This window comes from Bacillus sp. J41TS8, assembly GCF_018333035.1.
Lineage (GTDB): Bacteria > Bacillota > Bacilli > Bacillales > Bacillaceae > Bacillus > Bacillus paralicheniformis.
The window spans coordinates 1-18,583 of record NZ_BORF01000024.1 but is presented as its reverse complement, the minus strand read 5'-3'; the positions used below and the strand labels follow the sequence as shown (position 1 = coordinate 18,583).

Here is an 18,583-nt window from a genome sequence, read left to right as displayed (position 1 = left end):
AAAGGAGGCATTTTCATGTTGTTTCAAGATGAATTAAAGAGGGTCCTCAATCCGGACAGGTGGACAGAAGTCAATCGGCGATTACTGGCGAAGATGCTTTCTGAGTATATGTATGAGGATATCATCAAGCCCGATTTCATTGAAACTGAAGACGGCATCAACCGGTATGAGCTGAGAACGGCGGAGGATAAGGTGTACCGGTTTGCCGCCAAACCCCGCATGTTTGACAGTTTTGACGCGATGCCGGAGACGATTGAAGTCTTCAAGAGCGGACAATGGACAAAACAAGTGAGCGCGATTGAATTTCTCCTCGATATCCAGCCGCATATCCCGATGAGTCCGGAAACAGCGGGGCATTTGATCAAAGAGTTCAACCATACGATGCTGGCGGATGCTCATCTTTTGGCAAAGGATGCGCTTACGGCTGACGAGCTGACCGAAGCCGATTATGCCGTCATTGAAGGCGAGATGACAGGCCATCCGTGGATCGTCTACAACAAAGGAAGAATCGGTTTTGGCTATGATGACTACCTCCGGTTTGCACCGGAAAATCAGAGAGCCGAACGGCTGCTGTGGATCGCTGTACACAAAGAGACCGCGTCATTCCACTCAGTTGAAGGACTCGATTATGAAACGCTGATTCATAAAGAGCTTGATGAGCTGACTTTAAGGCAGTTCGCTAAAGTGATAGAAAAGCAGGACGCAGCCAGTGAAGACTATTATTATCTGCCCGTCCACAAATGGCAGTGGACAAATACGATCATTCAGCAGTTTCCGGAAGAAATTGCTTCAAAAGCGATCATTCCTTTAGGGGAAGGCGGAGACGAGTACCTGCCGCAGCAGTCGATCAGGACCTTTACAAACATCACAAACAAACACAAGCATCATATTAAACTGCCGATGAGCATTTTAAATACGCTTGTATACAGAGGACTGCCGTCGGAGCGGACGGTGATCGCGCCGAGAATTACTGAGCATATTAAAGGGATCGCCGAAAACGACGCATTTCTAAAAGATGAATGCAGGGTGATCCTGCCGGGCGAAAATGCCAGTCTGAACGTTGATCACCAATACTATCATGCTCTTGAAAAAGCCCCGTATCAATATTTGGAAATGCTCGGCGCTATTTTCAGAGAAAGCATTTATACGTATTTGGAAGATGGAGAGCAGCCTGTTACGCTCGCTTCTTTAACATACATTGATCAAGGCGGCGTGCCGTTTATCAGGCGCCTGATCGAAAAGTCGGAGCTGTCAGCGGAGGAGTGGATCGGAAAGCTGTTTAACACCGTGATGCCGCCGCTTCTGCATTTCATGTACCGCTACGGAACCGTATTTTCGCCGCACGGACAAAATACGATTCTCGTCTTAAAAGATTATCAGCCGCACAGGCTGGCGATTAAAGATTTTGTAGATGACGTCAATATCAGCGACCAGCCGCTGCCTGAACTGAGCGGTTTGACAGAAGATTTAAAAGTCATTCTCAGAAGCGAGCCGCCGGAAGGGCTTGTGCAGTTTATCTTTACAGGGCTTTTCATTTGCCATTTGCGCTATGTGGCCAACATTTTGGAAAATGACGGTCTGCTTCCTGAAAAGCGCCTGTGGAAAGCTTTGGCTGATGCGATTTTGGAATATCAGCAGAGATTCCCTGAACTGCATGAGCGCTTCGAATTGTTCGACTTATTCAAGCCGGAATTGACGAAGCTCTGCCTCAACAGAAACCGGATGGTCGACTACGGCTATAAGGACGGAGATGACCGCCCGCATGCCTCCGAATTCGGAAAAGTGACAAACGCGCTTGCGCAATTTAAAAAAGAGGCCGCAAAGCTTTAATGCTCATGCGGCAGAGAATGCCCCGCTTCCGGCGGGGTTTTTTATGTCAATTTCTTATACATCAAAATATGAGGTCCGATCGGCGGTATATCGTAGACCCCGCCTTGTTCGCTGAAGCCGAGCTTTTTATAGTACCCGCTCACAGATGTCCTGGCGTTGCACCATAAAAGGTCTGCGCCTTTTTTCCGAAGAAGCTCTTCGGCATGGCGGATAAGCGTACTGCCCGCTTTTTGCTCGCGGTACCCTTCAAGTGTCGCCATCCCTCTCAGCTGATACTGTTTTTGGCCTTCAAGCTCTGAATGTTCGGCTTGATGAAAGGAGGCGATGCTGATCAGCCTGTCCCGATAATATCCGCCGAGGTGAAACGTGCCCCCGAGCAAATCGGTTTCATACTTGCATGCTTCCAGCGGCTGATTCGGCCGGAGAATGCGGTGCCTGATCTCATACGTATCTTCCGCGTTTATAGGTTTGACTTCAATCATATGATTCCTCCTTCAGTTGCAGTTCAGATTGGGCGAACGAAATTCCGCGTGCTGTTGAAACCATGACTGTCATTCCATTATATAACGTTGGCGGAAACGATCAAAGCAGGATAAACACCTTCACCTGATCTGCCTTTAAAGAATCATTTCCCCCGAGAGGCGATCCCTAATCCCTATATCGTAAATGGCGGAATATACCGTCCGTCCACATCTGTAAACTGATATTCTTTGGCTAAATCACCAACTCTTAACGCACGTCCGCTTTTCTCCATCACATCCGGATCTTTGGCCAATGCTGTGATTCCGCGTCCGACATAATAAGGCGTTTCGGTTTTCCTTAAATCTTCTGACTCCTGCCAATCCGCCTCATCTGATTCATGGTACTTCAGCACAAGTTCGGTTCTCATAAATCCCGGCGAAACGGCAAGAACGGCAATGTTGTCCCGTTTTAATTCCAATGAAAGACCGTACGCCATCCGGACGATGGCGTTCTTGGCCAAATCGTAATAAAACTGTCCGGTGTATTTGTTCTCATCCCAAAAGGTCGTATGAATGATAAGAGCTTGTTTATTTTCGCGAAGGAGCGGCACGGCGAAGTGGTTCGTCGCCAGCTGGGCGCGCACCCCTGCGGTGAACATCGTATCCCAATTTTTTAATGACAATTCCCAAAAAGGCTTTGCCTCGACACCCAGATCGTGCGCACCCCATACATTGTTGATCAAGATATCCAGTTTTCCTTGTTCTTCGCGAATTTTAGCGATGACAGCCTCTGTTTCTGAATCGTTCGTATGATCACATCTTACAGCAATACCCTTTCCGCCGGAAGCTTCAATTTGTGACACGGTGTCATCAATTGTACCGGGCCATTGATTCGTGGAAGCCCCCCTGATGCTGCGGCCTGTCATATACACGGTTGCACCGGCTTTTCCAAGTTCGACAGCGATGGCGCGGCCGGCGCCTCTGCTTCCGCCTGTTACGAGAGCGATTTTTCCTTTCAGCGGTTTCATTCATCCCATTCCTTTCATTATAAAAGATATGCTCATTATAAAAGCTGAATCTTGACAACCATTGTCATATTTTATTAAATAAGTTCATCCATTGATAAAAAAAGGTGGTCATATGAGAGGAGATCGACTGATATCTATTCTTTTAATGCTTCAGGCGCAGGGACAAATGACGGCGAAAGAATTAGCGGAAAGGCTGGAAGTCTCGGAGCGGACGATTTACAGAGATATGGAAGCGTTAAGCGGAGCTGGAATTCCCGTTGTGGCCGAGCGCGGGATTAACGGAGGCTGGTCATTGCTTGATGATTACCAAACCACTTTAACCGGTTTAAAAGAATCTGAAATACGCGCATTATTTGTCCCGCTTTCTGAACAATTGCTGGACGATCTCGGATTAACCCGCATATCCGAAGAAGCCCGAAATAAACTGATAGCCTCGCTGCCTTCGGTATATCGTCAAAACGCAAAAGACGTGTGGAACCGAATATATATTGATACCCGTGCATGGCGCCATAAGAAAGAAAAAGCAGCATCCTTTGAAGTGCTGAAAGATGCCATATGGAAAGATCAAAAATTAAAAATCGTTTATCAGCGGGCAGATGGACAAACAGCTGATCGAATTGTAGCACCGCTTGGACTGGTAGCTAAAGGGTCAAACTGGTATCTGATTGCATCTAAAGAAAATGGGGAGATTCGAAATTACAGGGCTTCACGGATTCATTCTGCCGCTCCTGTCCGCGAAACATTTGAAAGGCCCGAAAACTTTGATATTGCTCACGTATGGCAGTCTTCAACAAAGGAATTTATCGAAAGGCTGCCGACGTATGAAGTGCGGGTGAAGGCGGCGCAGGACATCTTGCCGAGGCTGTCGTTTACCAATTATTTTGTGCGGATCATCGAAACAAATGAGGTCGATCAGGAGGGGTGGATACCCGTTACATTATCTTTTGATACGGAAGAAGAAGCGAAAAGGTATATACTCGGGTTCGCAGAGCACATAAGGATCATTGAACCTAAAGAACTGCACGGGAAGATACTCAACATGGCTGAATCCATTGTTGCTCATTATAAATCCTGAAGTATTCGCGGCATATGTTACGAACATACAAAATGAACCCTGCAGGCCGCAAACGGCAAGCAGGGTCTTCGGGTTAATGAACATTGAAATATCTGGCTTCCGGATGGGAGACAACGATCGCTGATACGGAAGCTTCGGGCTCCATCATAAAGCCGTCTGTTAAATGAACGCCGATTCCTTCGGGCTGGATGAGTCTGAAGAGTTTTTCCTGATCTTCGAGATTCGGACAGGCCGGGTATCCGAAGGAGTAGCGCTGTCCCTGGTATTTCGCCTGAAAACGCTGTTCCATCGTGAAGTCTGGTGCATCAGGGAAGCCCCAGCGGTCGCGGATAACTTGGTGCGTCCGTTCGGCGAGTCCTTCGGCCAGTTCAAGAGCAAGCGCTTGTACCGCATGACTTTTCAAGTAGTCGCCTTCCTCCTTAAAGCGGTTTGCGGCTGCTCTTACATGTCTGCCCGCTGTCACGGCAAAGAACGAGACATAATCAAGCTCTCCTTTCGGTCGGACATAATCGGAAATACAGCGGTACGGAAGCTTTTCCTGCCTAGGAAAAACAAACGTTTCAAGGATGCTGTCTTTGTTCCCGGGGTCTAAAATATGGAGCGAATCCCCGTCGCTGTACGCGGGGAAAAATTGATATACGACCGCGGGGTCGAACCAGCCGTGCTCTTTCCCGTCTCTCAGCAACTCGTCAATCAGCTCTTTCAGCTCCAGTGCTTTCGGATGCTGTTCAGCCAGGAGTTTTTTGACTTTTCCTTTCAAGCCGAGGTGATGGCCGAGCAGCATTTGTTCATTGACATACGGCACGATATAGGAAAGGTCGATATTTTTCAAATAGTGCCGCTTCAAGTCTTCCGGCTGAAAGACCGGCGCCTGCGGAACGTGCGCCCGTTTTTCAAGCATTTCAATCACGGCTTTCGTCTGCTTTTTTTCTGCGACGGCGGCGGGTGCAGCAGCTTCTTTTTTCTCGAGAAACTGCGACGGGTCCGTCCGCAGCTGATTGGCGAGCGATAAGCCGTCCATGGCGTCCTTCGCGTATAAAACCGGCCCTTTATATTCAGGCGAAATTTTCATGTTTGTGAACTTTCTTGAAAGAGCGGCTCCGCCGACCATAATCGGGATGGAAATATCCGCTTTGTCGAGGTCCTGCGCTGTAACGACCATTTGCTGCGCCGATTTGACGAGCAGGCCGGACAGACCGATGATATCGGGATTCTCTTTGCGGACCGCTTCAATTAATTCCTGCGGTGTCACTTTAATCCCAAGATCGACAACCTTGTAGCCGTTGTTGCTTAAAATGATGTCGACTAAGTTTTTGCCGATATCATGGACATCGCCTTTAACGGTTGCCAAAACGATCTTTCCTTTGCCGCTGTCGTCTTTCTTTTCCATATACTGTTCGAGAAAGGAAACGGCAGCTTTCATGACTTCTGCCGACTGCAGCACTTCAGCGACAATCAGCTCATTGTTGTTAAACAGCCGTCCGACCTCCGCCATGCCATCCATAAGCGGACCGTTGATCACGTCGAGCGGGGCGGCAAATTTTTTCAACGCTTGTTCGAGATCGGGAATCAAGCCTTCTTTTGTACCCTCGATGACGTACTCAGCCAAGCGCTCTTCCAGGGAAAGAGATGTTTTCGGCTGTTTGTCCGTTTTTTTCTTTCCGCGGTAGAAGTCAGTGAAGGATGCGAGCGTTTTGTCATCAGTGTGAAACAGAAGTTTTTCAGCCATTTCGACTTCTTCTTTAGGAATGGAAGCGAACCGCTCAAGCTTTTCCGTATTGACGATCGCGTAATCAAGCCCGGCCTGTGTTGCGTGGTACAAGAATACAGCATTTAAGATTTCCCGGCCGACGGGCGGAAGACCGAATGAGACGTTGCTGACGCCGAGAATCGTTAAACATTCAGGGAGCCGCTCTTTGATGAGGCGGATGCCTTCGATCGTTTCTTTAGCTGAGCCGATGTATTGTTCATCACCTGTTCCGACAGGGAAGACGAGCGGATCGAAGATGATATCGCTGGCCGGTATTCCGTACTTTTCGGTGAGCAGCTGATGCGACCTGACGGCGACGGCCAGCTTCTTTTCCGCGGTGACCGCCATTCCCTCTTCATCGATCGTGCCGACGACGAGTGCCCCTCCGAACTGTTTGACGAGCGGAAGGATGTCAGCGAACCGTTCTTCGCCGTCTTCAAGGTTGATTGAATTGATGATCGCTTTTCCCTGTGAGTATTTCAGCGCCTTTTCAATCACCGTTTTGTCCGTCGAGTCGATGACAAACGGGGCTTTTACTTTTTTCATCGCTTCTTTTAAGAAGCCTTCCATATCTTCCGCTTCATCGCGGTCCGGGTCTGCAAGGCAGATGTCGATGACATGGGCGCCGTTTTTCACTTGGGCTCTCGCGATTTCGGATGCTTCCTCAAATTTCTGTTCGGCGATCAGCCGCTTGAATTTTCTCGATCCGATGACATTTGTCCGCTCCCCGACAAAAAGGGGACGCATCGTTTCTTCATAAATTAGTCCGTCGATCCCTGAGACGGTGTGCGGCTTTTTTTCCGAAGGGACCGTCCGCGGCGGCAGCGAGGCTACTTCATCGGCCAGCGCTTCAATATGGGCGGGCGTCGTTCCGCAGCAGCCGCCGACAATGTTCAGCCAGCCTTCTTCTGCAAACGCCTTGATTTTTTTCGCGAGCGATTGCGGTGATTCATGGTATTGTCCCTCCTCATCGGGGAGGCCGGCATTCGGATAGCAGCTGACGGCCGTCCTCGCAAGGGAAGAAAGGGTTCTGATGTGATCTGTCATAAATTCCGGGCCCGTCGCGCAATTTAAACCGACGCTGACTGGCTTCATATGCTCGAGTGAGATATAGAACGATTCGATATCCTGGCCGGCCAGTGTCGTGCCCATCGGTTCGATCGTGCCTGATACCATGAGGGGAAGGGTTTTGCTGGTTTTTTCGAAGGCTTGTCTGATGCCGATAAAGCCCGCTTTAACGTTCAGCATATCCTGGCTCGTTTCGAGCAGCAAGAGGTCGGCTCCCCCTGTGATCAGCGCTCTTGCCTGTTCCTCGTAATTATCGATCAGCTCGTCAAAGGTCGTGCCGCCGGTGACGGAAAGGGTTTTTGTCGTCGGACCCATCGCGCCGGCGACAAACCTTGGCCATTCAGGTGTGGAAAACTTTTCGGCGGCGGCTTTGGCGAGTTTGACTGAAGCGAGGTTGACTTCATAGGCGCGCTGCCCGAGGTCGTACTCGTCCAGAACGAGCCGTGTGGCTCCGAATGTATTGGTTTCGATGATATCGGCTTTAGCGGCCAGATAGGCTTCGTGGATGCCCTGAATGATATGAGGTGCCGTGATGCTTAGAAATTCATTGCACCCTTCATAGGCCTCGCCGCCGAAGTCAGCGGCGGACAAACCGGCATTCTGGATCATCGTTCCCATCGCACCGTCAAGGACGAGGATTTTTTTCTTCAGCTGGTCATTGATGTTAAACATTTGTTTTCTCCTTTTCTTTCTGGTGGATATATGCCGTCAGTTCGGCGGTTAAATCAGACCGCAAAAACGGTGTGATCAGATAAATGCCGTTGAACAGGTCGCACGCCGCATCAAGCAGGGAGCGGGCGATCGCGAGCCCTTCCTCGGCCTGTTTTTGTTTGTCATTTCCCGCCAGCGCCATCTTTTCGCGGATTGAATCGGACAGTTTGATGCCGGGGATTTCGTTGTGGATGAATTCCGCGTTGCGGCTGCTGGTCAGCGGCATGACGCCGATATAGATCGGTGTTTCAAGATGCTTTGTTTCTTCGTGGATTTTGATGAGCTGCTCCTCTGAATAGACAGGCTGGGAAATGAAATAGTCTGCGCCGCAGGCGATTTTTTTCTCAAGCCGTTTCACCGCTTTGTCAATGTGTCTGACATTCGGATTGAAGGCGGCCGCCACTGAGAAATTTGTTTTCTTGCCGAGCGGTTTACCTGAATATGACAAGCCTTCGTTAAACTGTTTGATCAGGCTGATCAAATCGAACGATGTCAGGTCATAGACGGAAGTCGCTCCCGGAAAGTCGCCGATTTTCGACGGATCGCCGGTAATCGCCAGCACGTCTGACAGCCCCAGTGTATCGAGCCCCATTAGATGGGACTGCAGGCCGATCAGGTTGCGGTCTCTGCATGTAATATGGATCAGCGACCTCATATCGAGGCGCTGTTTTAAGAGCGCGCCGCAGGCGACATTGCTGATCCTCGGTGTGGCAAGCGAGTTGTCCGCCAATGTCAGTGCATCGATTCCGGCTGATTGAAGCTCTTTAGCGGCGTGCAAAAATTTCTCAAAGTTTAATTGTTTTGGAGGATCGAGTTCGACGATAATGGACCGTTTTTGCTTGGCCAGATCGTCGAGAACGGGCTCTGTCCTTTCGTTTTGAACAGCAAGCGCCGCTTTCTTTCTGATTTTCACGTGCTTTTCGGTGACTGGAGGAAGCCCTTTGACCGCCTCAGCCATCGCCCTGATGTGGTTCGGCGTGGTTCCGCAGCAGCCGCCGATGATCCGTGCGCCTTGATTGCGGAATTCCTCCGCGCTTTCCCTGAAATATTCATCATCTGTCTCATAAACAAGCCTGCCTTCGACAAGGGACGGGAGGCTGCTGTTCGGATAGACGGAAAGATAGGCGTCTTCTAAAAGCGGGACTTCTTCAAGCGCTCTGATCATATGATAAGGGCCGAGGCGGCAGTTGATGCCAACGACGTCTGCGCCGAGGGATGCCAGCTGCTTCAGGCCGTCCGCAAGCGGGGTTCCGTCCTGAAGAACGCCCTCTTCGTGCATTGAGACATTCAAAATGATTGGCAGCTCTGTTTCCTTTCTGGCAATCTTTAAAACTTCGCGCGCTTCTTCTAAATCATAATAGGTTTCGAGCAGAAGTCCGTCCAGCTGCTCATTTAACAGAAGATAGAGCTGTTCGCGGAAGCTTCTTTTAATGTCCTCGAGAGAATACGAGTTTTTGTTGAACGTCCGGATTCCGCCGAGCGTACCGAGAACATAAGCAGAACCGGCGGCGGAGCGGGCGAGACGGACCGCTTTTTCGTTGATTTGTTTTGTTTCGTCTTCGAGCCCGTATCTGGACAGCTTGATGAAGTTTGCGCCGTACGTGTTCGTTTGAATGATATCGGCGCCGGCCTGTACATACGCTTCGTGGACGCGTCTCACTTCTTCGGGCTTGGAGATGTTCAGTTCCTCAAAACACCTGTCGATCCCGTAGGAATACAGAAGTGTGCCCATTGCGCCGTCCGCGATTAACGTTTTGCTTTTTATATCCTCCAAAAAACCCATCGTTTTCCCCCTTAAGCATTTTTGATAAACAAAAAAGTCTTCTGTGAAGCAGAAGACTTTTCATCGACAGTTGTCCGTCTTCTTATCTTCCAAGCAGACTGCTTGCTGGATTTAGCACCTTGGTCATGAATATTCATTCACCGGTTGCTGAGGCTTCATCGGGCCAGTCCCTCTGCCTCTCTTGATAAGAACAGCTATTTAGTTTCTATTGATTACTTTTACTCAATTTACCGAAAATCGGGAGAATAATCAACAGTAAATTAAGAATTTATCGAAAATTTATAAATTGGACATCAATCGGCAGGTCGGCTTCCCTCACCATCGCGATGATTTGCTGAAGGTCGTCTTTATTTTTTCCGGTTACGCGGACTTGATCATCCTGCACTTGCGATTTAACTTTCAGACCCGATTTTTTTATCAGGTTATTGATTTTTTTCGCGTTTTCTTTGTCGATGCCCTGAACTAGTTTTCCGCGCTGTCTGACCGTGCCGCCTGAAGCGTTCTCAAGCTTTGAGTATTCGATGTTTTTCGTCGGGACGTTCCGCTTGATCAGTTTGCCGACAAGCACGTCTTTCAGCTGGTTCATTTTAAATTCGTCGTCCGATACGAGAACGAGCTCGTCTCCTTCGAGTGTGATGCTGCTTTTTGACCCTTTGAAATCATAGCGTGTGCCGATTTCCTTGAGAGCGGTCTGAATTGCGTTTTGAACTTCAGGCAGTTCAACCTTTGAGACGATATCAAATGAGCTTTCTTTCGCCATGTGAAAACCTCCATCCATTTTACTTATGAGTCAATTATAGTAGAATAAGGTGAAACTTCCAATATCGAGCGGTTTGCCTGGCCGCGATCCGGCAATAATTTTAACATTGGAGGAATAATAAGAAAAAGAAAAACAGGCGGATAAGAAAGGAAGAAACAGTATGAAACCAGGACAGCAGCTAACATTGAAAATAGATCATAAAGCCGATTACGGTTACTTTTTGACGGACGGCGAAACGGCGGTCCTTCTGCATCAGAGCGAGATCACGGAGGATATTGAAGACAGAGAAGAGGTCGATGTCTTTTTATATGTCGATCATGAAGATCGCTTGGCGGCTACGATGAGAAAGCCGATGATCAGCGCTGAACAGTACGGCTGGGTGGAAGTCGTTGATGCCGTCAGCGGCATGGGGGTTTTCGTCGATGTCGGGCTCTCGAAGGACGCCCTCGTTGCGACAGAGCATCTCCCGCCGTATGAATCAGTATGGCCGCAAAAAGGGGACAGGCTGTACTGTATGCTGAAAATCACGGGGCACGGAAGGATGTTTGCCAAACCGGCGCCGGAGGATAAGATCAGCGAGCTGTTTAGTGAAGCTTCACCCGGTCTGATGAATAAAGAGCTCACCGGAACGATCTACCGCTTGATCGCATCAGGCTCTTTTATGATTTCCGAAACCGGCATCAGAGGCTTTATCCATTCTTCTGAGCGAAAGGAAGAGCCGAGGCTTGGGGAAAAGCTGACCGCAAGGGTGATCAAAGTAAAAGAAGACGGTTCTGTTAATCTGTCGCTTCTGCCAAGAAAGCAGGATGCCTTATCGGTTGATGCAGAACAAATTTTGACTTATATGAGAACGAGAAACGGCGCGATGCCGTTCTGGGATAAAAGCGACCCTGAGGATATCAAAGAGCGCTTCAACATGAGCAAAGCAGCATTTAAAAGGGCGCTCGGCCATCTGATGAAACAGGATAAAATCTATCAGGAAGAGGGCTGGACATACGAGAAAAAATAAATATGAGGCGGCGTCCGATGAGGACGCCGCCGGTTTTTTACAAGTGATCAGGCTTCTTTGATTCCTGGTGTTTACCGGCTTGTCTGTTCTTTTCAGCGAGCCGGTTTTTCTGCTGGTTGACGGCGTTGTTGTCAACTGGCTTTTTATCATCATCTTTCATGAGGAAGCACCTCCTGTCAAAATGTCGCTTTTAGCTTGCACACTGCCGGCGAAACTATGTACTCTCCCAACCGCGATGTTTTTTGCCGGGAAGTTTATGCCTCCTTGTACCGCCAGCATACACATATCATAAGACCCAAAAAAAGGAGACTTGGTATGAAACATTGCTGCTCAGTTTACATTCAAAGTGTTTCGGCAGGAGGAGTCGTCAATTTTGGCGGTGCTTTCAAAATTTGTCCGATCACAATGGAAAAAGTGGTCGAGGGGTCTGGAGGTCCTGATGTCGCGACAGCGGCTGCCGGTTTTCTTGATGGAGCGCTTACACCGGCCGCCGCTGAAGGAACAGTCACCGAAGACAGCTGACGAAGAAGGCCTGCTTTTATCAAGCAGGCCTCAGCGTGTCGACAAACCCTCGCATTCGTTGTCAGGCCTGCGCGTCGGTGCTCACGAATTGCAACATTCGCTCCGCTCCGATGCTCGGCCTTCCTAAACTGCAAGGGTTTTCAATCACGCTGATAGGATGACAAAATCCCAAAACTAAGAGCCGTTTTGGGATTTTGTCAACAATCTAAGGCCTGCTTTTATCAAGCAGGCCTCTGTTTTACCTTATCTTTTGTCTTTCCCCGGAAAAAAGACCGCCAATGTTCCGGGGCCGGAATGGGCGCCGACCGCTGAACCGACCATGTTGACGACGATTTCCCCAGGCTGAAATTCGGCTTCGATCATCCGTTTGACCTCTTCGGCCGTCTCTTCGTCATCTCCGTGGCTGATGCCGACCGTCTGTCCGCTCAAATCGACGCTTCTTTCTTTCATCAATTCGATCATCCGTTTGAGCAGCTTTTTTTTGCCCCGGATTTTTTCCAAGGGGACAAGCTTGCCGTCTTCAACATGCAGGAGCGGGTTAATATTCAGCAAACCGCCGACAAAAGCCGATGCTTTGCTGATTCTTCCGCCTCTTGCCAAATAAGTCAGGTCATCTACGGTAAAAATATGTTCAAGATGTTCGCAAAAGTCCTTTACAGACGATTCAATTTCTTGTATTGTATTGCCGTTAGTTGCGAGTTTAAGGGCGTGCTTAACCGCGAGCCCATAGCCTAATGAAGCGCATTTTGAGTCGATGATCCGCAGATCGAAATCAGGGAACTCTTCCTTGACTTCGTTTGCTGCCATCACAGCCGTCTGGTATGTTCCGGAAAGCTCTGAAGAAAAGGCGATATAGAGAGCGGGTTTGTTTTCGCCGGCCAGCTCGCTGAATGCATTCTTGAACCGCATCATGGACGGCTGGGACGTTTTCGGCGCTTTGCCTTCGCGCATCGCTTCATAAACGTCCAGAGGCTGAATCGTCAGAAGGTCATCGTACTCTTTTTCATCAAGCAGCACCTTTAACGGAATAAATGAGATGTGATGTTCATCATAAAAAGATTTCGGCAAATCTGCCGCACTGTCTGCTAAAAGGTGAACGTTCATTTGAACCCCTTCTTTCTAAAAAATGGTGGAAAAGGACGCCAAACTGTCCTTCGGTATATTTCGTTTTTTAGGTCAACTATATCATATATTTTTACATTGACGTTTTCAAAATATTGTTTTAAGGGTAAACCAAATATATACGAAAGTAGCGGAGGAACTAAATATGGTCATAGCTGAAGCAAAAAAATTGTTCATTGTCATCATCGGCGCCTTGTTAAATGCCATCGGATTGAATCTGTTTCTGATTCCCGCCGATGTTTACGCCAGCGGCTTTACGGGGGTGGCGCAGCTTTTATCGAGTGCGCTTGACCAGTACAGCCCGATTTACTTTTCAACGGGGACGCTATTGTTTATTTTAAACATTCCCGTCGGGATTCTGGGCTGGCTGAAGGTCGGGCGCTCATTTACGGTTTACAGCATTTTGAGCGTAGCCTTGACGACGGTCTTTTTAGGAATGCTCCCTGAGGCGAGCCTGTCAAACGATATTTTGCTGAACGCCGTGTTCGGCGGGGTGATCGCCGCGGTCGGAATCGGCCTGACCCTTAAATACGGGGCTTCAACGGGCGGTTTGGATATTATCGCGATGATCCTGGCGAAGTGGAAAGACAAACCGGTCGGCACCTATTTCTTTATTTTAAACGGTGCGATCATTTTAACAGCAGGATTATTGAACGGGTGGGAGAAAGCATTATATACGCTCGTTACACTATATGTGACAACCAGGGTGATCGATGCCATCCACACCCGTCACGCCAAGCTCACCGTTATGATTGTCACAAAGAAAGCGGAGGAGATCAAAGAAGCGATTTACGGAAAGATGGTCCGCGGCATTACAACCGTTCCGGCGAAAGGCGCCTTTACGAATGAACAGAAAGAAATGATGATCATTGTGATTACAAGATACGAATTATACGACTTGGAAAAAATCATTAATGAAGTGGATCCAAATGCTTTCACAAACGTCGTGCAGACAACGCAGGTTTTAGGGTTTTTCCGCAAAGATTAATGAAAGGGTGAATGAATGCGGCTGATTTCCATGATTGTAATGTTGCTGTTTGTCGGTGGATGCGGGCAAAACGGGGATCAAGTCCCCGATAAGGAGGTATCAGGGGAAGTGAATAACGGGAGTGTAACATTAACGGTTGAACCCGTTCAGAAGCAGGGAGAAATCGAATTTCGGATGTCGGTTGTCAACCATACGGATGATGTGGCAGAGTTTGAATTCAGCAGCGGACAGAAATTTGAACTGATCGTCAGCGACAAAGAAGGGAATGAAAGGTACCGCTATTCGAAAGGAAAAATGTTTACGCAGGCGTTCCAGACGATGACGCTCAAACCGAAAGAGTCTTACGATTTTACTGATGTATGGAAAGAGGTGCCTGAACCCGGCACATATGAAGTAAACGTGACATTTTTGGGAAGATCGGAACAGTTTGCAACTTTGAGGGCCGGCAAATCGTTTGAAGTGAAATAGCCGTCAAAAAAGGCATCCCGGGAAGGATGCCTTTTTGTATGCTGTCAGGCAGAAGGGAAGGCGGCTGCCTGAACACCGCCCTGTGACCGTTAATATTGATCCCCATTGAAAATAGAATTTTTAACGATAACGTAGTCTACGTTGTGGATCGCATCGAGCTTGTTTCCTCCCGCGTAAGAAATGGATGACTGCAGATCCTGTTCCATTTCTGTCAGCGTATCCATGATCGCGCCTTTATGCTCCACGTACATTTTTTTGCCTTCGACATTTTTCTTTTCACCTTTTTGGTACTCAGAAGCCGAACCGAAATATTCTTTGTAAAGCTTGCCGTCTTTTTCGATCGTTGCCCCCGGCGATTCTTCATGTCCGGCAAACAGCGAACCGATCATGACCATTGTCGCTCCGAATCTGACCGATTTGGCGATGTCCCCGTGAGTGCGGATGCCGCCGTCTGCAATAATCGGCTTGCTCGCCGCTTTTGCACACCAGCGCAGCGCAGCCAGCTGCCAGCCGCCCGTTCCAAAACCGGTTTTAATTTTTGTAATGCAGACTTTTCCGGGACCGATGCCGACTTTTGTAGCGTCGGCGCCGGCGTTTTCAAGTTCTCTCACAGCTTCGGGCGTTCCGACATTTCCTGCGATCACGAAGCTGTCCGGAAGATGTTTTTTAATGTGCTGAATCATATTGATGACGGCGTTCGAGTGACCGTGAGCGATATCGATCGTGATGTAATCAGGCGTGAGATTCTCTTTCACCAGCTCTTCGATAAACGCGTATTCGTCATCTTTGACTCCGACGCTGATTGAAGAAAACAAACCGCGCGCCTTCATGTCTTTTACAAAATCGATCCGTGTTTCCGGCTCAAAGCGGTGCATCACATAAAAGTAACCGTTTTCCGCTAATGAAACAGCCAGCTTTTCATCTATAATGGTCTGCATATTGGCGGGCACCACAGGCAGTTTAAATGTTCTTCCGCCGAACTGCACGGACGGATCACATTCAGAGCGGCTCTTGACGATGCACTTTGCAGGAATTAGTTGAATATCTTCATAATCAAACACGTTTTCCAATATAAAAACCCCCAAAAACGAATATTTATTTATTTGTTATATAAAATGTTCGCCTTTTATAATGTACTTCCTTTTGCTTGCGATGTCAAATTTTTATGTTTTGAAATTTGAAACATAAAAAAGGAGCCGTGCCGATGGCACAGACTCCTCTCCGGCTGTCAAAAAGCCGGCGTGTTGTTATGATCGTTGATCTAGCTGCTCCTGAAGATCGTGAAGCTGGCGCCGTTCGGCATCTGTTGAATTGGCGTATGCCGAGGAAAGGGCGTTTTTGGCTCTTGCAACGGCTTTCGCCTTTTCGCCTGAATCCGTCGAAGCTTCAGCTTCATGAACGGCTGCTTTGGCCATTTGAAACAGTTCGTTTCTCATGTTACAGCCCTCCGCATTCCGTCGGGCCGCTCTTTTGTTCAGCCTCTTCTAATGTGGAGCGGTAAGGGAACCTGGCGGCATGCTGTTTAAGCGAATCCTTGCCTTGCTGAATAAACCGTTTTGATTTGCTGCGTTTACCCATCTTGAAATTCCCCCTTAACACGAGTGACGGTCCGGTGCGGCCGTCTTCTCATAGTATTGCCGTTTTGAAAAGCCGTTTATGAATGGCAAATTATAATATTATAAAGCGAAGTAGTCCTTCAAAAAGACTGCGATTCCGTCTTCTTCGTTTGATTTTGTAACCTTGTTTGCAACGCTTTTTACCCCTTCGATGCCGTTGCCCATCGCCACGCCGCAGCCCGCGAACTCAAGCATTTCAAGGTCGTTGTCTTCATCGCCGAAGGCAATGACCCGCTCAGGCGGTATCCCGTAATAGTCCGTGATTTTCTCTAAGCCGACCGCTTTATTGATGCCGCTTTTAATCAGTTCGATCACATGCCACGGAGCCGCCCATCTTCGATGATCGACCATCTCCGCGTGAACGTCTGACAGGTAGGAGCGGATCGCCGGAACATCCTCCTCTTTTGCGTGGATCAGTACGCTTGTCACATCTTGGCCGAGGTTTGCCCTTAAATCTCCGACCGTAATATTCGGGCTGCCCATCGTAAAGACATCAATCAGTTTTTCGTCATGATAATGAAAATAAACATCATCGACAATTTCAGCAAGGATATTATGTACGTTGTATGTCTCGCTGACTTCAATGATCTGTTTGACCACCTCGAGATCAAGAGATGTATGGAAGCGTCCCCAGCTTTGATCTTTAGGATGATGGACAAACGCCCCGTTGAAATTGACGATCGGCGTATCGAGCTGGAGCTGATCATAATACACGGAGCTTGCTCGGAACGGTCTTCCCGTAGAAATGCACACGTAATGTCCATCTTCCCGCAGCTTGCGGATGACGTCGCTGGAGCTTTCCGAGATGGTCTTGTCGTCTTTTAATAATGTACCGTCTAAGTCCAATGCAATTAAATATGGTTTTGTCTCCATAAATGCTCCTTTGTTGTGAATTTGAAAGTTCTGACTTACCTATAGTGTATCTTTTTACCTTCTTTATTGTCTACATGTTAAACTTATGATGATGGACATCCTAAAAGGAGGAAGAAACAGTCGTGATCATAATCGAGAAGCAACATATTTCAAACATTCCTCTTTTGCATATTGTAAAAGAGGAGAAAAAAGAGAAAGCTCTTCCTCTTGTTTTCTTCATACATGGTTTTACAAGCGCAAAAGAGCATAACCTTCACTTCGCATATCTGCTTGCCGAAAAAGGAATGCGCGTGGTCCTGCCTGAGGCTCTTTATCACGGGGAGAGGGAAGAACAGCTCACTCAGGAAGAGCTCGCCCCGAGGTTTTGGGAGATCGTCACGAATGAAATCAAAGAGCTCGAAGTGCTGAAAAACCACTTTGAACAAGAAAACCTGATTGAACAGGGCCGTATCGGCGCCGCCGGAACTTCGATGGGCGGTATTGTCACGCTCGGCGCTTTGACACAATACGAATGGATTACAACTGCCGTCAGTTTAATGGGCAGTCCCGCCTATGTAGAATTTTTTGATCAACAGCTCGCTTTTATGCGTGAAAAGAAAATTGAACTTCCTTTCACAGAAGGACAAATCGAACAGCAGCGCGATAAACTGAAGCGTTTTGACTTGAGTCTGCAGCCGGACAAATTGAAGATGAGGCCGCTTTTATTTTGGCACGGCAAACAGGATGGCACCGTTCCGTTTGCTTTGGCGCGCCGCTTCTATGAATCGACGATTCCGCTGTATGAAACTCGGCCTGATTTGCTGCATTTTATCGAAGATGAGCGGGCCGGGCATAAAGTATCAAGGGAAGGCCTTTTGAAAACAGTCGAATGGTTTGATGCGCACCTTTAAGTGCTGTCGGTTTAGAAAATGAAAGAAGTGCGTTATACTGATGAAAAAAGGAGTGAGGAAGAGTGGATGAAGCATTAAAAGAGAACATCATGGGCGCCCTTGAACAGGTCGTTGACCCTGAACTGGGCGTCGATATCGTCAATCTCGGCCTTGTATATGACGTGGATATGGATGAAAACGGCAAAACTGACGTGACTATGACTTTGACTTCAATGGGCTGTCCGCTGGCGCCGATCATTGTGGATGAAGTCAAAAAAGCGCTCGCAGATATTCCCGAAGTCAAGGAAGTTGACGTTCATATCGTCTGGAATCCGCCTTGGACACGGGACAAAATGTCGCGATATGCGAAAATCGCACTTGGCATCCAATAAACGTTTCCAGAGCCTGCTCAACCGTTGACAGGCTCTTTCTGTTTTGAAAAGGGAGCCGCCGTAATAGATAACGCGGGCGTATCCAGGCAGATCGCTACTCCCGTTATAAAAAGAACGCTTGTACAAGCGTTCTTTCAGCTTGTCGACAAAGCCATAAAAAGTGGCTTGATCGACAAGCTTTTTTTGTTAAAATGTGAGTGAAATCTAGTTTTTGGAGGTTTTTCCATGTTGTCTAAGCACTCTAAAGATCAGCGCGAA

Annotated in this window: 18 protein-coding genes, 1 pseudogene and 1 riboswitch; of the genes and pseudogenes, 8 read left to right on the top strand and 11 right to left on the bottom strand. The window is 48.2% G+C overall.

Features of this window, described 5'->3' with window-relative positions:
• The first annotated feature begins 15 nt into the window (after positions 1-15).
• Positions 16-1,830, top strand: coding sequence for an IucA/IucC family protein (locus tag KI350_RS22105; protein WP_025811669.1), 1,815 nt, complete (start codon positions 16-18; stop codon positions 1,828-1,830).
• Between the two features lie 41 nt (positions 1,831-1,871).
• Here KI350_RS22105 and KI350_RS22100 read toward each other — a convergent pair whose 3' ends face one another.
• Both KI350_RS22100 and KI350_RS22095 read right to left on the bottom strand, forming a co-directional pair.
• Positions 1,872-2,312: a GNAT family N-acetyltransferase gene (locus KI350_RS22100; RefSeq protein WP_020450903.1), complete on the bottom strand. Its 441-nt coding sequence runs from the start codon at positions 2,310-2,312 to the stop codon at positions 1,872-1,874.
• Between the two features lie 173 nt (positions 2,313-2,485).
• Entirely contained in the window at positions 2,486-3,319 is an 834-nt protein-coding gene (locus tag KI350_RS22095; protein WP_025811665.1) for a dehydrogenase/reductase SDR family member 1, read from the bottom strand.
• 112 nt (positions 3,320-3,431) lie between these two features.
• Here KI350_RS22095 and KI350_RS22090 point away from each other — a divergent pair, with 112 nt between their 5' ends.
• Positions 3,432-4,394 (top strand): helix-turn-helix transcriptional regulator, encoded by a 963-nt coding sequence (locus KI350_RS22090; RefSeq protein ID WP_025811664.1) that lies wholly within the window; start codon positions 3,432-3,434, stop codon positions 4,392-4,394.
• A gap of 73 nt (positions 4,395-4,467) precedes the next feature.
• Here KI350_RS22090 and metH read toward each other — a convergent pair whose 3' ends face one another.
• From metH to KI350_RS22075, 3 genes are all read right to left on the bottom strand, one after another.
• Positions 4,468-7,884, bottom strand: a complete 3,417-nt coding sequence (metH, locus tag KI350_RS22085; protein WP_145608627.1) for a methionine synthase — start codon at positions 7,882-7,884, stop codon at positions 4,468-4,470.
• On the bottom strand, positions 7,877-9,706 hold the full coding sequence (locus KI350_RS22080; RefSeq protein ID WP_025811662.1) for a bifunctional homocysteine S-methyltransferase/methylenetetrahydrofolate reductase: 1,830 nt from the start codon (positions 9,704-9,706) through the stop codon (positions 7,877-7,879). The genes metH and KI350_RS22080 overlap by 8 nt, the downstream gene beginning before the upstream one ends.
• Positions 9,707-9,785: 79 nt before the next feature.
• Positions 9,786-9,897: riboswitch (SAM riboswitch) on the bottom strand.
• Between the two features lie 77 nt (positions 9,898-9,974).
• Positions 9,975-10,466 carry a YajQ family cyclic di-GMP-binding protein gene (locus tag KI350_RS22075; RefSeq protein WP_003180528.1) on the bottom strand — a complete coding sequence of 164 codons (492 nt, stop codon included), beginning with the start codon at positions 10,464-10,466 and terminating at the stop codon, positions 9,975-9,977.
• 140 nt (positions 10,467-10,606) lie between these two features.
• Between KI350_RS22075 and KI350_RS22070 the strand changes: the two are divergent.
• Positions 10,607-11,475, top strand: a pseudogene (locus KI350_RS22070) (CvfB family protein).
• A gap of 37 nt (positions 11,476-11,512) precedes the next feature.
• On the opposite strand, the gene KI350_RS22065 reads toward KI350_RS22070, so the two are convergent.
• Positions 11,513-11,635, bottom strand: coding sequence for a DUF3941 domain-containing protein (locus KI350_RS22065; protein WP_023856637.1), 123 nt, complete (start codon positions 11,633-11,635; stop codon positions 11,513-11,515).
• 155 nt (positions 11,636-11,790) lie between these two features.
• Here KI350_RS22065 and KI350_RS22060 point away from each other — a divergent pair, with 155 nt between their 5' ends.
• Positions 11,791-11,997, top strand: a complete 207-nt coding sequence (locus KI350_RS22060; protein ID WP_020450910.1) for a spore germination protein — start codon at positions 11,791-11,793, stop codon at positions 11,995-11,997.
• Between the two features lie 243 nt (positions 11,998-12,240).
• Here the strand turns inward: KI350_RS22060 and KI350_RS22055 are convergent, their stop codons facing one another.
• Entirely contained in the window at positions 12,241-13,101 is an 861-nt protein-coding gene (locus tag KI350_RS22055; protein ID WP_212930588.1) for a DegV family protein, read from the bottom strand.
• Positions 13,102-13,264: 163 nt separating this feature from the next.
• Here KI350_RS22055 and KI350_RS22050 point away from each other — a divergent pair, with 163 nt between their 5' ends.
• Positions 13,265-14,107, top strand: coding sequence for a YitT family protein (locus KI350_RS22050; protein WP_020450912.1), 843 nt, complete (start codon positions 13,265-13,267; stop codon positions 14,105-14,107).
• Between the two features lie 15 nt (positions 14,108-14,122).
• Positions 14,123-14,575, top strand: coding sequence for a BsuPI-related putative proteinase inhibitor (locus KI350_RS22045; protein WP_020450913.1), 453 nt, complete (start codon positions 14,123-14,125; stop codon positions 14,573-14,575).
• An 89-nt stretch (positions 14,576-14,664) separates the two neighbouring features.
• Here KI350_RS22045 and guaC read toward each other — a convergent pair whose 3' ends face one another.
• The 4 genes from guaC to KI350_RS22025 form a co-directional block, all read right to left on the bottom strand.
• Positions 14,665-15,645: a GMP reductase gene (gene guaC / locus KI350_RS22040; protein ID WP_065643365.1), complete on the bottom strand. Its 981-nt coding sequence runs from the start codon at positions 15,643-15,645 to the stop codon at positions 14,665-14,667.
• Between the two features lie 177 nt (positions 15,646-15,822).
• A complete protein-coding gene (locus KI350_RS22035; RefSeq protein ID WP_020450915.1) occupies positions 15,823-16,011 on the bottom strand; it encodes a DUF3813 domain-containing protein in 189 nt (62 codons plus the stop codon).
• A 1-nt stretch (position 16,012) separates the two neighbouring features.
• Positions 16,013-16,153, bottom strand: coding sequence for a hypothetical protein (locus KI350_RS22030; RefSeq protein WP_003180548.1), 141 nt, complete (start codon positions 16,151-16,153; stop codon positions 16,013-16,015).
• Positions 16,154-16,251: 98 nt separating this feature from the next.
• The gene (locus KI350_RS22025; protein WP_096747999.1) at positions 16,252-17,064 is read right to left on the bottom strand and encodes a Cof-type HAD-IIB family hydrolase; all 813 of its coding nucleotides are present in this window, start codon (positions 17,062-17,064) and stop codon (positions 16,252-16,254) included.
• A gap of 122 nt (positions 17,065-17,186) precedes the next feature.
• Between KI350_RS22025 and KI350_RS22020 the strand changes: the two genes are divergently transcribed.
• Together KI350_RS22020 and KI350_RS22015 are read left to right on the top strand one after the other, a co-directional pair.
• Positions 17,187-17,954 carry a prolyl oligopeptidase family serine peptidase gene (locus KI350_RS22020; protein WP_039072669.1) on the top strand — a complete coding sequence of 256 codons (768 nt, stop codon included), beginning with the start codon at positions 17,187-17,189 and terminating at the stop codon, positions 17,952-17,954.
• Positions 17,955-18,016: 62 nt separating this feature from the next.
• A complete protein-coding gene (locus tag KI350_RS22015) occupies positions 18,017-18,325 on the top strand; it encodes a metal-sulfur cluster assembly factor (protein WP_003180552.1) in 309 nt (102 codons plus the stop codon).
• Positions 18,326-18,583 lie beyond the last annotated feature (258 nt).

Excerpts from the sequence above, each read along its gene's own strand:
- KI350_RS22055 (WP_212930588.1), bottom strand. The coding sequence starts at position 13,101 with ATGAACGTTCACCTTTTAGCAGACAGTGCGGCAGATTTGCCGAAATCT.
- KI350_RS22035 (WP_020450915.1), bottom strand. The coding sequence starts at position 16,011 with ATGAGAAACGAACTGTTTCAAATGGCCAAAGCAGCCGTTCATGAAGCT.
- KI350_RS22050 (WP_020450912.1), top strand. The coding sequence starts at position 13,265 with ATGGTCATAGCTGAAGCAAAAAAATTGTTCATTGTCATCATCGGCGCC.
- KI350_RS22065 (WP_023856637.1), bottom strand. The coding sequence starts at position 11,635 with ATGAAAGATGATGATAAAAAGCCAGTTGACAACAACGCCGTCAACCAG.
- KI350_RS22075 (WP_003180528.1), bottom strand. The coding sequence starts at position 10,466 with ATGGCGAAAGAAAGCTCATTTGATATCGTCTCAAAGGTTGAACTGCCT.
- KI350_RS22030 (WP_003180548.1), bottom strand. The coding sequence starts at position 16,153 with ATGGGTAAACGCAGCAAATCAAAACGGTTTATTCAGCAAGGCAAGGAT.
- KI350_RS22025 (WP_096747999.1), bottom strand. The coding sequence starts at position 17,064 with ATGGAGACAAAACCATATTTAATTGCATTGGACTTAGACGGTACATTA.
- KI350_RS22045 (WP_020450913.1), top strand. The coding sequence starts at position 14,123 with ATGCGGCTGATTTCCATGATTGTAATGTTGCTGTTTGTCGGTGGATGC.
- KI350_RS22060 (WP_020450910.1), top strand. The coding sequence starts at position 11,791 with ATGAAACATTGCTGCTCAGTTTACATTCAAAGTGTTTCGGCAGGAGGA.
- KI350_RS22080 (WP_025811662.1), bottom strand. The coding sequence starts at position 9,706 with ATGGGTTTTTTGGAGGATATAAAAAGCAAAACGTTAATCGCGGACGGC.
- KI350_RS22100 (WP_020450903.1), bottom strand. The coding sequence starts at position 2,312 with ATGATTGAAGTCAAACCTATAAACGCGGAAGATACGTATGAGATCAGG.
- KI350_RS22105 (WP_025811669.1), top strand. The coding sequence starts at position 16 with ATGTTGTTTCAAGATGAATTAAAGAGGGTCCTCAATCCGGACAGGTGG.
- KI350_RS22090 (WP_025811664.1), top strand. The coding sequence starts at position 3,432 with ATGAGAGGAGATCGACTGATATCTATTCTTTTAATGCTTCAGGCGCAG.
- metH (WP_145608627.1), bottom strand. The coding sequence starts at position 7,884 with ATGTTTAACATCAATGACCAGCTGAAGAAAAAAATCCTCGTCCTTGAC.
- KI350_RS22095 (WP_025811665.1), bottom strand. The coding sequence starts at position 3,319 with ATGAAACCGCTGAAAGGAAAAATCGCTCTCGTAACAGGCGGAAGCAGA.